Below are 12,470 nucleotides of genomic sequence, written 5' to 3' on the forward strand. Positions count from 1 at the left end.
TTTCTAAATACCACATCAAATGTGTGGTTGGTCAACTAACTGTACCAGCCAGGGCAGCTCAAGCCGCTACCCTGGCTGGTACACCTCTTTCCACGACCATCCGTCCATCTCCAGCAGGGATGTAAGGAGCCTGCGGCGCTCCTGCAGGGCCTGCTCGAAATGCTGCCTCACAGTCTCCTTGCCTTTCAGCGGGACCCCTTTCTCCTCCAGCTGCTTAAGGTCAGGGAGTGGAGCCTTTTCGTTAGGGGATGGGTGCTTCAGGAAACTTCCCTTCACCACCTCCAGGTAAGAGTCCAGTGTAGTCTGCAGCATAGACATCTTCACTTCATCAACAGGCACATCCTGCTGTAGGGCGTTACCCAGCAACTGATACGCCTCGTCCAGCAGGACGATGGCCGGGGCAACGGACAGCTTCGGCTGACTGTTGTGAAAGTAGTGGATCACGGGGTAGGAGTGGTGGTTCATGGTATGCTTTATCAGCATCTGACACAGATCCGATGTGTTGTCAAAGAAGGAGGAGAAGTCTTTTCCGTTCCAGCTTTTAATCAGGATCTGCTGCGGGGTCTTCCCCATCCCACTGATGTAGAGGCTAAGCGTGCTTTGCAGGCTGACTGCAGAAAGCACCGGTAAAAAGTAGGTGATGGAGGTGGTAATGAAAACCAGACCTGAATAAGCCGCGACATCTGTTACAATGCGCCAGAAGTCGCTTGAGGCTACATAGTCCCCTACCCCCAATGTGGACAGGGTAAAGCCGGCGTAATACAGTTTCTCCACCGCACTGGCGTTGGTCTTGGTGACGCTGTGCACAACAGAACCGGGGTCGGACAACAAGGCGAGAAACAAACCAGACCAAAACCCCAGAACCCAAACTAAAAGCACAGAAACCAGCACAGCTGGACCTGCATAGCTCAAGAGTCTGGACTTTCCTCGCTTTCCTGCAGCTAAGAAGAAAGCTTTGTACACTGCCCGTGACACCAGGCTCGTCACCATGCCCCCGCCGTTGGAGGAAAGGGCAGTCTTGATGATGTCCAGTGCAGTGATGGCGAAAACAAGTGCTCCAAGAGCAAAGTAAAGGAAGTTCATGATAAGCACAGGGTAAAATTCGTTTTGTTGCTAAACGAATTTGCTTTGGGTGGGTTCGTGACCCGACTAAGGGATACGTCTGACGTGTGGTTAAAAAGCATGGTTGCAGCAGCTGTTTGTGTTTCCTGAAACAGGGACAAGACCCTACTGCTTAAAATTTATAAAAACCAACGCCAAATATGTAAAACACAGGAAGAGTGGGCCGGTATAAACCAAGACAAGCTGAACAAGCATAAGCGTAAGTAAGAGAATGGACAAGAACTGTGGCCGAGCGCCGGCTGCTTACAGCGCTGACCCTGCTTTGCTTGAATAATTTTTGTCGGTTAACCTGTATGTGTACAGTTTCACCTTGCTTGCTCAGATGAAAGGAGTTGTGGCCTCACCTAAAGCCTTTACATGAGAGAACAGGCCATGAACAGTGAACCATGTAGCTTCACCTGTTCCTGGAATAAAAAAGAACAGAGTGTAGCTTTTGAGGTGAAGGTTCAGGAGCGCTGCATGGACTACTAACAGCAGAAGCTTCTGCTGTTAGTAAAACCCAGCCCAACAAAAGGAAGTACAGCCTTTGGATGCAGTAGTTTAACAACATGAAGTAGAAAGAGGGACAAAAAACACAACATAAACTTTTAAAGTCATCACTCATGAAAAAAAGAAGCTCGTTTTCCTTTGTTCTCTGTCTATTCCTGCTACTGTCCTTACAAACAAGCTGCACCACGTCAGAACAAAACCAAACAGCCAACGCTGATACTGCTGTCACTGCTGACACAGGTATCCAGGACCAGCCAAACAACACGAAAGGTGTCGCTGAAACCTCCGGCACTCCCGAAACGACGCGCAAAGTAGTTCCCGAGGATGTGGTTCTTCCGGCAGGGCTGAAGATAGAGGCCGTGTCGCAGGGGCTGACTTACCCGGTGGACGTTACCTTTGATGACGAAGGAAGAGTTTACGTTGCCGAGGCAGGTGGCCACACCTACGGCACAAAACCGGAGAAGGCGCCAAGCGCCCGCATCATGAGGCTCACAGAAGACGGGAAATGGGAAGTGGTGTATGACAAGGTGGTGCCGGTGGAGGTGATAAAGAATGTGTCTTTTCCCACAACAGGCAAGCTGCCGGAGGGGTTGATTCCACCCGTTACCGGTGTTACCCACCACGAAGGCAAACTGTACATCTCGCACAGGTCCCGCTACTCAACATATGACTTGCAGACGGGCGAATTTAAAACCATTGTGGACGGATTGCCATCCTGGGGAGAGTTCCTCAACGCTAAGCCGATTTTCAAGGACGGCAGGATGTACTTCTTCCTGTCAACACAAGGAAACACCGGTGTACCTGAAAAGCACTGGACAAGCGTGATGGACATCTTCAACAAGCCAACGGCGCGTGAAATACCGGGGGAGGACGTGGTGCTGACCGGCCTGAATTTCTGGGTACCCACCAAGGGCATGAAGAGTGTGAATAAGGACTCTGTGCTGACGGGAGTGTATGTTCCTTTGGGTACAGTAACAGAATATGGGCAGGTGATTCAGGGGCAGGAAGTGTGCAACGGTGCTTTCTACAGCGTAAATCCTGATGGAACGGATCTGAAAAGGATTGCCTGGGGGTTCCGCTCCAGCTTTGGCTACCGCTTTTCTCCTGACGGAAGGTTGATCACGACCATGAACAGTGCCAATCCCATGCCGCCGCGCGGGCTTTACTTTGATTACGAGCAGGTGTATGAGGTAAAGGAGGGGGAATGGTACGGCTGGCCTGATTTCTACAGCGGTATTCCCATCACAGATGAGCGCTTTGAGTACAAGGATGAGGTACGCAAGTTTGCCCTGACAGAGGAGACGCACCGCAGGCTCCTGAAGGGAAAGGAACGACCCTTACAACCACTAGCGCTGCTACCCGTCCACAGCGCAGCCGAAGGAATGGTGTTCGGAAGAGAAGGTTTCGGAGTAGCGGAGAGCGATATATTGGTAGCCGAGTTCGGTGCGATTATCCCTTTCTTCAAAGGGGAGAAGTACCATCCCAATTTCCCGAAAGAAGTACCTGAGTCAGCGGAGACCGCGCCTCCTGGCGTATCCTACAACTGGCCTGGCTTTAAGGTGCAGCGGGTAGACCTGAGCACGGGCAAAGCGTACGACTACATTTACAACGAAAGCAGGGTTCCTGCCTCTGCCACTCAAAATGCGGGAGGGCTGGAGCGCCCTATTCAGATGGAGTGGAGCCCGAACGGAGACTTATACATTGTGGACTTCGGGATCGTCGAGTTTAACTCAAACGGCATGAGTGCCCACCCTTTTACAGGGGTTCTCTGGAAAGTAAGTAAAAGATAGCTTGACCGATAAACTTAAGATATGGACAGACAACCTGATGGAAGGGAAATATTGGAAGGGCACGTGGTGGATGTCGCCTGCCTTCGGACCATTCCGTCGTCTCAAATAGGCGAGGAGGCAAAAAGCCACACGACAGCGTGCGCGCTGATGGGGCACTGCATGGAAAGCGGGTACGGGCTTGTCGGCCCAGACGGGAGGGTCGCGCTGCTTGACCCCAAGGCGACACCACATGTAGTCAGTGTGCTGAACCACACCACGGTGGAGAGGGGGGTGTGGCTTCGCGTAGAGCGGGAACAAAAAGGGGAGAAAATGGAGACTCAGTCTGTCTCTGAGGCAGAGGCTCCTTAATTTCTGTCGGGGCTCGCCCTAACAGTTCTTTCTAAACCGACAGGTCTCTTTCTTCCTGAGGTCTCGCTTACCCGTAGCCTTGCCGGCACAAGCAGGTTGACGAGAGGGTACAAACACAGTAAAAGAACGCTTCTCTGTACAAGACAAGCTAACTTCTAACAAAACAAAAGAATGGCGACAGAGCACTATTACACACAGGCGATATGGAGCGCAACAGCTGGCGCGAAGACTTACCCTTCGTTGTCACATGACTTAGAAGTAGACGTGGCCGTCATCGGGGGCGGCATTACCGGCATCACGACCGCCTACAACCTGGCCAAGGCGGGGAAGAAAGTAGCCGTGCTGGAGGCGAAGCGGGTGGGGATGGGCACCACGGGCTCCTCCACCGGGAACCTGTACGCCCCTACCGGGCAGCTGCACAAGGTAGCCTCGAAGCACAACGAGGAGACGATGAAAGCCGTGGCGTTTTCCAGGAGCGGCGCCGTCGATTTCATAGAGGAAGTCGTAAACGAGTTCAACATTGACTGCGGGTTCAGGCGCGTTCCCTGGTACTATTTCACAACCAAAGAAGACAGCCCCCATAACAAGCAGATAGAAAAGGAGCTTCTGGCAGCTATAGAGGCAGGATTGCCTGCGACCGGTGTAGCGCCGGCCGGCTTTCCTTACAGGGTGTCGAGAATCGCAAACGTTGCCCACCAGGCACAGTTCAACCCTCTTCAGTACGTGCAGCAGCTTGCCGCCGCCATAGCGGGTGAAAGCTGCCGGATCTTTGAGCAAACGAAGGTGCTGGACGTAGAGGACGGTGAGCCCTGCGTGGTCCACACCAGCCACGGGAAAGTGACGGCAAAGGCAGTGATCAAAGCCACCCACTCCCCCATCGGGCGTTATGTGGTGCACACGGAGATGGAGGTGCACCGGGAGTATGCCCTTGCCGTGCGCCTGAAGGGGGACTTGCCCCCTGATGGCATCTACTGGCACATGGAGGAGAAGCAGATGTACTCCGTGCGCCCCTACAGCACGGAGGAGGGCAACTTTCTCTTAGTTCTGGACGCCTCCCACAAGATAGGGCACGTGGAGCAGACTGAGAAGAGCTTTAAGAGGGTAGAGGAGTACCTGCGGGCTCACTTTGAGGTAGACGAAATAGCGTTTACCTGGGCAGCCCAGAATTACAAGCCAGCCGACGGCCTCCCTTATATCGGCACCAGCTTCACGGAGGAGAACGTGTACATGGCCACCGGCTTCGCTGCCGACGGCCTGACCTGGGGCACCCTGGCCTCCATCATGATCGGCGACGCCCTATTCGGCAGGGAGAGCCCCTGGGCCAGCTTCTATGACCCGAAGCGGTTTACCCCGGCGGCCTCCGCCAAGAGGTTCCTGAAGGAGAACAAGGACGTCGTCACTCATCTTGTAAAAGACTACCTTCTAAGAGGGGATGAGAAGGAGCTCGATGAAATCAAACCAGGAGAAGGGAAGGTCGTGGCGCTGGAAGATGGCAAGGTGGCCGCTTTTCGCGACGAGCAGGGCCAGCTGCACGTCGTTTCTGCGGTTTGCACCCACATGGGCTGCCTGGTGCACTGGAACAACGGGGAGAAGAGCTGGGACTGCCCCTGCCACGGGAGCCGCTTCTCTGTGGACGGCCAGGTGCTGGAGGGCCCGGCTATAGAGAACCTGGAGGAGAAGGGAGCCGGTGGCCAGGGGCCGGAATAGCTACTGGCAAGAAGGCGGTATTAACGTTACAGATAAAGTCCGTTCTTGTTAAAGGACGCTCTCCGGAAGGACTTTGCTCATGCCAGTCAAACCGTTTACCAAACCTCAGGCGTGAGCGGCATGACGGACAGAAAAGGCCGTTAAACCAGAAACAGGGCCTGTAAGAAAGTTTAGTTCTTTCTCTTCTCCCCCTTGGCTTGCCTGCCTGAGAAGGTTATGGACATGAACCATGAGCCGATCAGGTAACAGGCATCTGTCCACACCCAGCGGCTGCAAAGCTGTTTTAGCAGCGGTATTATCGAAGAGTTTTTTAGTGATCTCACAATACTGATCGTTTGAAAGTTTCGCTGTAGCAAAAGCTTTGTCCTTATTCCCTTGGCACCAGCTGCTGTTTACTTGATGTACCCTTTGTTTTCAGATCATTACTTTTTGGGAAAAGGTTCTTTTCACAACCTCTTCCGGAAGAGTCAACAAAGCCGCCTACCGGAAAAGGCTTGATCCGCTAATTCTGCAGTAGCTCACCTGCAACTTGCAAGGGGAAGCGTGTGTGACGAGAAGGGGAGCAGCCAGGACAGCTAAAGGACAGCTACAAGTTCATAACTGTGCTTTTCATTATCAAGCTCCAGCCCGACAGCGTAGGAAAGCCTGGTGCCTGGAGGGAAGTCCTCCGCATCAACATAGGGTGACCTTACACGCTCAGCCAACACTTTCCATTCACCGTCGTTCACCTTCCGCTGAATCCTGATCTCACCGAAAAAGTCCCTGCGAAAGGAGATTTTACGTCCCTCCTCAAGCAGCTCTACATAGGGTATGTTGCCTGGATGGTCTGTACTTACGTCTGTCATATAGCTTGTACTTTTAATAATAGGCAACGAGCCTCTGCAGCTGTTCTTACCCTGCAGAGGCTCGTTGCCTGTCAGTTTAGACTACGGCCAGTACCGCCACATTCCCGCTTTAATAGTTCCTGCAGGCCTCTTCGCACTCGCGGCATATTTTGGCGCAATGCATGGTCTCCTGCTCCTCTTCCTCATGATGGGCGCAGATGTCGGCGCACTGCTTGCAGATGTCGGCGCAGAGCTGGGTCATCTGCTTGGCGAAATTTGAGCCGGAGGCGACAAAGCTTTCGGTCACGCGGCAGATTTTGGCGCAGTCCCGGCATGCTCTGAGGGCGCGCACCAACTGCTCTGTTCGCTCGTTTTCCAAGCACATGTCGAAGCAGTGGTCGCATTCGTCGGCGCATTGTGCTAAAATATGAAGTAAATCTTTGTGAGGACTGTTGTTGTGCTCGTGGTTATGATTCATAGCTTAAGTGGTATATGGTTAAAAATGTAGGCCAAGAGGCCTTATAAAAGGAACGCTGTTGCTTTGCTTTTGTTCTGTGGAGAACAAGCTAGTTAAATCTGAACCCCACCGAGCCCAAAGGATACTGTGTGGGGTTCAGAGTTGTCGAACCCGCCTTCAAACGAAACAAGCCGCTACGGGCGGGGTACCATCACCCTGGGGAAGAAACGCAGATAGACCTGGCCGCTGACCGGGAGCTCCCCATAGTAAGGGTGCAGTTGGCTGCCGGCTCTGAACAGGCTTACCTGTGCTCCCAAGTGCACGTTCACGGTACCTATCTCGATGAGCTGCCTGTTGGCTCCTACCGTCAGGGCGCTGACACCGAACACTTCATCATGACCGAAGGCTCCCTCCTCAAACCCCAACTCCTCTGCCGACTTCTGTACAAACTCGTAGCGCCCGTAAATGGCAAACCTATCGTTCTGCAGGTTGGACTCCAGCAGGAAGGAGTGCTCCTTGTGATGCGCATCCACATAGTTGTAGCCCCAGTTGGCGGAGGCGGTAAAGTAGCGGTTGTTGTCCCCCAGCATGTTGCCGTAGAGCACAGACGCCGTGGTGCGGTACACGTTTTCGTCAGGCTCCGCCACCTCCGGGCTTTTCACGAAAGCAGTTGACGCCTGCAGGCTCCAGTTGGTAGACGGATTGTAGGTGAGGCGCACGGCACGGGAGTCGAAGCGGGGCTTGTCGAAGTCATAACGCTCCTCGTCCGGCTCCCGGCCAGTGAAAGTAGAGCCCTCCAGTTTAAAGTTGCGGTAACGGACTCCCAGTGTGGCCACCCCGAAGGTAATGTGGGTGGCGTCCTGCCAGTGGTGGCCCAGCGGTGAGTCCGGGTTGTTGAGCGCCGACGGGCGGTGCATAAAGGCCACGTTGCTCAGGGCAGGCTCACCGGGATAGCCCAGGTACACAAACACGTCTGCCTCCTCCGACAGCATATGCGTGTACCCGACAGACAGCTCGCTGAAGAGGTCGTGCGGGTGCTGGCGGTCTATCAGCGGCGAGCCTTCAAAGGTTTCCCCCGTCTGGAAAAGCAGCGGATAGCCGTTGCCGCCCACCGTGATCGGGTCCAGGGATATCATGCCGCTGAACCGCAGTAGCCCCCTGTTTCCCACAAAGCGCTGCCCCATCAGCATAAACCAGTTCGGAGCGTCAAACTGGCTGTCGCCACGTTCGCCCGCCTCAAACACATCCTGCTTGTTATAGCGCAGAAACAGACTGTAGTGCAGCATCAGCATCCAGTTGCCCCGGTGGAACATGTTGCCGTACATGGGGGACTCATCAGGCAGCCAGCCTGTGCCGGAGGCATTGCGGCTCATCGGCAGGTTGCGGGAGAAGGCATGAGACATGGGCATCTGCATCTCTCCGTGCTGCACAGCTGTGTGCTGGGAATGGTCCTGCTGCCCCATCTGATGGGTCGCTGTATCTTTTGGCTGCTGCTGGTGCCCCTGGTGCTGCGCTGTAGCCGGAAGCATCAAAACGGCTGTGGCCAGGAAGCACAGGAAGGTTATGGTTGTTTTCATAGTTTGTGGTAGGTGCTGTTTCTCTTTACGTTATCTTATCTGCCTTCGCAGCAGCTGCGCGTTGACGGCGACAATGACAGTGCTCAGGCTCATCAGGGCGGCACCGACAGCCGGGGAAATCATGATGCCCTGGTTATATAATACGCCTGCTGCCAGCGGAAGTGCTATAATGTTGTATCCTGTGGCCCAGATCAGGTTCTGAATCATTTTGCGGTAGGTGGCTTTCCCGAAAAGGATGAGGGAGGCGATGTCCTGCGGGTTGCTGTTCACCAGGATAATGTCGGCTGTCTCGGCGGCCACGTCCGTGCCCGAACCCACGGCGATACCCACGTCGGCCTGCGCCAGGGCAGGGGCGTCGTTCACGCCGTCCCCCGTCATGGCCACAAACTCTCCCTGTGCCTGCAGCTCCTTCACCTTCTCCTGCTTCTGGTGCGGCAGCACGTTGGCCAGGTAGCCGTCCATGCCCAGCTTGTCACTCACGCTTTGGGCCACACGCTCGTTGTCGCCGGTGAGCAGCAGGTTCTTGATGCCGTTCTCCTTCAGCACCCGGATGGCTTCTGCAGACTCAGGACGTATCTGATCGCGCAGCGTGATATAGCCTGCCACTTTACCCTCCACCAGCACATACACTACCGTCTCCACCCCTTCTTCTGCCTGACTTTGGGGCACCTGCACATTGAACTCCTTGATGTAGTTCGGGCCAACCACCTTCACGTCGTGTCCCTCCACTGTGCCTTCCAGCCCTTTTCCGGGGAGGTAGTGAAAGGAATCGGAGGCTGGCACGGTAATGCCCTCGGCCTTTGCCTTTTTGAGGATACCCTGCGAGATATAATGCTCCGAGTGTTGTTCCACACCGGCTGCCAACCTCAGCAGGTCCCGCTCGTTTACAGTCTGCTGAAACACCCCTACCTCCGCTACGGCGTGGGAGCCCTGCGTCAGGGTCCCCGTTTTGTCGAAGATGATGGTGGTGATGTTGCGCGAGTTTTCGAAAGCAGTTCTATTGCGAATGAGCAGGCCGTTGTTAGCGGAGACGGCCGTGGAGATGGCCACCACCAGCGGAATGGCCAGTCCCAGGGCGTGCGGGCAGGAGATGACCATCACCGTCACCATGCGCTCCAGGGCGAAGTCCAGCTCGGCACCTGCCATTAGCCAGGCTGTCAGCGTGCCAAAGCCGGCTGTCAGCGCCAGGTATGCGAGCCACTTCGCTGCCTTGTCCGCCAGGCGCTGCGTCTCTGACTTCGTTTTCTGCGCCTCCTGCACCAGGTTAATCACCTTGTTCAGATAACTGTCTTTGCCGGTGCTTACCACCTGTACCTGCAGAGAGCCGTTGCCATTGATGGAGCCTCCAATCACCTGGTCGCCTTTCACCTTCTGCACAGGCTTGCTCTCTCCCGTTAGCATACTTTCGTTCAGGTAACTTTCTCCCTGTACCACTGTACCATCGGCAGGCATCTTCTCACCGGGCTTTACCAGGATAACGTCTCCCTGCCGAAGTTCCTCTACCCTTACTGTCACTGGCTGCCCGTTCCGAATCACCTGCGCTTCGGCAGGCATCATGCTCACCAGTAGCTCCAGTGCTTTGGAGGCACCCAGCACTGACTTCATCTCTATCCAGTGCCCCAGCAGCATCACCACGATCAGCGTGGCCAGTTCCCAGAAGAAGTCCATACCTTCCAGGCCAAACGTGACGGCTGTGCTGTAGAGGTAAGCCACCGTGATGGCCACGCCGATGAGCGTCATCATGCCTGGAGCCCCTTTTTTCACTTCCTCTGCCAGTCCTGTGAGGAAAGGCCATCCGCCGTAGAAGAAGATGATGCTGGACAGGACAAAGGCGATGTACATGCTGTAGGGCACGGCGAGCGAGTAGCCGAGGATGTGCTGCACCATCGGACTGAGCACAATGACAGGCACCGACAGCACCAGTGATATCCAGAAGCGCTTCTTAAAATCCTCAATCATCATGCGGTGGTGGTCGTGCCCCCCGCCGCCGTGCCCTACATGCTCACCGTGAGGCGGAGGGGTGCCTTCTCCGTGGGGCATGGCATCGCTGTGCCCATGCAGTGTTTTCTCCTCCAGGCGCTCTTCTATTCGGCCTGTCTCCTTCTCAGCCTGCTTTTTGGCATGATGATGATGGTGGCCGTGTTCATGTTCATGTTTCATAACTTTCGGTAGCTTCAATGCAAGTGACTCTTTCCTAATTTCAGGGCCATTTCAGGTATCACGGAGTCGGCACACACTCCACGTGTATCCACCAACACCCCCTTGATTCCTTTGTTAGAGGAAATAGCGTACACAGCTGAACTAACTTGGGCAGGGCGCCTGGCATCTTTAAACTGATGAACCTCATCGACTTCGAATTCCCCAGCCCCTAGCTCCAGCTGTAGCCGTAGGCACTCCAGGCAATACGGCCGTAAACCAAAGTCTGCCGTATACCCCCTTTCCTTTAAGTCCTCAAGTGCCTCGGATAACGTGTCATAGTTGTACTTGCTCATTTCTCTTCACTTTTGTTTGTACAGGTAAAAGGCTAAATAAAAAGGCGCAGCTATGGAGTCTGCGCCTTTCCACTTAGTGGTGGTCTGTCTCCAGGTACTTGCCCTGTGGGCCGACTCCCTCTATGTGTACGAGCTGCGCCCCATAATGTCCCGCCATGGCCACGCTATAGGCCGCACCTGCAAGGACCAGTGCTACGACCGCTACGCTCCAGCGCCTGCCTTTGAAGAGGAACTGGTTCAGCAACTGGGCCCCCAGTCCGACTCCGCTGAGGTAGACAGTCCAAACGGCAAAGCGATCATGCTGGTCAAGCACCAGCCTGGCGTGCGCAGTTAGGCCAACAGCATGCGGGTGGTCTATGTTGGTTACATAGTAAGCTGTGCTAAAGCCTATGAGGGTAGCTACGGTCGTCATCCAATCCAGCTCCCTGCGCAGGAACAGGACATTGCACAGCTGTACGGCAGCAGCTATTAACAGCAGCACGATGGGAAAGTGCACGACCAAGGGGTGCTTGTTTGGGAAATCCTCCGGCCTGGCATGTGCCGTAGCAGGCTCCTCCACGTGGGCTGCATGCTCATCGGGTGCCACACGCTCTACAGCAGAAGTGTCCGGCTTTTGCGCCTTGTCTTCTGTCTGGGCTGCCTTTCCATGTTTCGCGCCTCCATGTGCCTGTAAAGGCTTTGTATGGAAAAGGCACATCAGCAGCATGAGTAGGACTGTCAATAGGGTGTTCTTCATCATTTGTAAGGGCTTGGATGTGTTGGATGTTGCTGTAAAACCTTTTCACGGTACCTAACATTACCCCGACTTATAACCCTACTCGCACAGGCATTCCGCATTGCCCTGCTAAACAGGCACCGCGATACACCTAAAGACATACTTACAGTACTTTACCGAGCCTAAAGCAGTTTTATATATTTATGGAGCAGCGTTACATATCTATGGGGCTGTAGGTCAGTGCAGGTTGTCGATCGTATGGCGGTCTGTGCCGCCCTGCTTTTTGTACTTCATGCACGTTGTGCCGGTAACTTCTTTGAACTGGCTCGACAGGTGCTGCAGGCTCTTATAGCCCAGCTTGGTCGCAACAGCATTAAGCGCAAGCTCATCATAGGTTAGCAGCTCTTTGACACGCTCTACCTTCTGTAGTATGATGTAGCGGTTCAGGGTTATTCCCTCGGACGCTTTAAAGGCAGTGCTGATGGTAGAGTAATCCCTACCCAGCTCCTCAGCCAGGTAGGTAGACAGGTTGGTGGTAAGGGTAGCTATCTTTTCTGTGTAGATCACGTTAATGACTGCCACCTTGATACTTTCCACAAGCTCCTCCCGCTTATCGTGGAGCAGCTCAAACCCTTTGCTGTTCATCGCCCCTTCCACGGCGGCCTCGTTTAGCTCTTCATTCCCGTCGATGACAGCCGAACCCAACTCCACCTCCAGTACATGCAGGCCCAGCCTTTCCAGTTCCTCGCGCACGACCATGATGCAGCGGGGGCATACCATATTTTTAATGCGAAGCACCTTCTGGTGCAAACTCTCTTTACTCATTATCACAAACAGTGTGTGAAGCAAGGCAGCTGCCGGAAGAGCAGGTTCCCGCTTCATTAGATGTAAGAATGTACAAACTTATTCAAGCCGCTTGCTGCCTTGCTTCAGCCGGAAAAATAAGGAA

11 protein-coding genes are annotated in these 12,470 nt (G+C 54.3%); 3 read left to right on the forward strand and 8 right to left on the reverse strand.

Annotated features, from left to right (window positions below; translation table 11 throughout):
• Nucleotides 1-66: 66 nt before the first annotated feature.
• The gene (locus CHB92_RS07150; RefSeq protein ID WP_245842366.1) at nt 67-1,083 is read right to left on the reverse strand and encodes a potassium channel family protein; all 1,017 of its coding nucleotides are present in this window, start codon (nt 1,081-1,083) and stop codon (nt 67-69) included.
• A 641-nt stretch (nt 1,084-1,724) separates the two neighbouring features.
• On the opposite strand from CHB92_RS07150, the gene CHB92_RS07155 reads away from it, so the two are divergent.
• The 3 genes from CHB92_RS07155 to CHB92_RS07165 all read left to right on the forward strand — a co-directional run bounded on the left by CHB92_RS07155 (nt 1,725) and on the right by CHB92_RS07165 (nt 5,456).
• On the forward strand, nt 1,725-3,401 hold the full coding sequence (locus tag CHB92_RS07155) for a hypothetical protein (protein WP_089318509.1): 1,677 nt from the start codon (nt 1,725-1,727) through the stop codon (nt 3,399-3,401).
• Between the two features lie 21 nt (nt 3,402-3,422).
• The gene (locus CHB92_RS07160) at nt 3,423-3,749 is read left to right on the forward strand and encodes a hypothetical protein (protein ID WP_089318510.1); all 327 of its coding nucleotides are present in this window, start codon (nt 3,423-3,425) and stop codon (nt 3,747-3,749) included.
• A gap of 171 nt (nt 3,750-3,920) precedes the next feature.
• Complete coding sequence (locus CHB92_RS07165; RefSeq protein WP_089318511.1) at nt 3,921-5,456, forward strand: FAD-dependent oxidoreductase; 1,536 nt, start codon at nt 3,921-3,923, stop codon at nt 5,454-5,456.
• Between the two features lie 575 nt (nt 5,457-6,031).
• Here the strand turns inward: CHB92_RS07165 and CHB92_RS07170 are convergent.
• The 7 genes from CHB92_RS07170 to CHB92_RS07200 form a co-directional block, all read right to left on the reverse strand.
• Entirely contained in the window at nt 6,032-6,301 is a 270-nt protein-coding gene (locus CHB92_RS07170; RefSeq protein ID WP_089318512.1) for a hypothetical protein, read from the reverse strand.
• Nucleotides 6,302-6,410: 109 nt separating this feature from the next.
• The gene (locus CHB92_RS07175; RefSeq protein WP_089318513.1) at nt 6,411-6,758 is read right to left on the reverse strand and encodes a four-helix bundle copper-binding protein; all 348 of its coding nucleotides are present in this window, start codon (nt 6,756-6,758) and stop codon (nt 6,411-6,413) included.
• Nucleotides 6,759-6,931: 173 nt separating this feature from the next.
• Nucleotides 6,932-8,314: a TonB-dependent receptor gene (locus tag CHB92_RS07180; protein WP_089318514.1), complete on the reverse strand. Its 1,383-nt coding sequence runs from the start codon at nt 8,312-8,314 to the stop codon at nt 6,932-6,934.
• A 30-nt stretch (nt 8,315-8,344) separates the two neighbouring features.
• Nucleotides 8,345-10,474, reverse strand: a complete 2,130-nt coding sequence (locus CHB92_RS07185; protein ID WP_179222981.1) for a copper-translocating P-type ATPase — start codon at nt 10,472-10,474, stop codon at nt 8,345-8,347.
• 14 nt (nt 10,475-10,488) lie between these two features.
• Nucleotides 10,489-10,806, reverse strand: coding sequence for a hypothetical protein (locus tag CHB92_RS07190; RefSeq protein ID WP_089318515.1), 318 nt, complete (start codon nt 10,804-10,806; stop codon nt 10,489-10,491).
• A gap of 73 nt (nt 10,807-10,879) precedes the next feature.
• Nucleotides 10,880-11,545 carry a DUF2231 domain-containing protein gene (locus CHB92_RS07195; protein WP_245842367.1) on the reverse strand — a complete coding sequence of 222 codons (666 nt, stop codon included), beginning with the start codon at nt 11,543-11,545 and terminating at the stop codon, nt 10,880-10,882.
• A gap of 213 nt (nt 11,546-11,758) precedes the next feature.
• Nucleotides 11,759-12,346 (reverse strand): helix-turn-helix domain-containing protein, encoded by a 588-nt coding sequence (locus CHB92_RS07200; RefSeq protein ID WP_089318668.1) that lies wholly within the window; start codon nt 12,344-12,346, stop codon nt 11,759-11,761.
• Nucleotides 12,347-12,470 lie beyond the last annotated feature (124 nt).

This window comes from Pontibacter ummariensis (genome assembly GCF_900188175.1).
GTDB classification, from domain to species: domain Bacteria; phylum Bacteroidota; class Bacteroidia; order Cytophagales; family Hymenobacteraceae; genus Pontibacter; species Pontibacter ummariensis.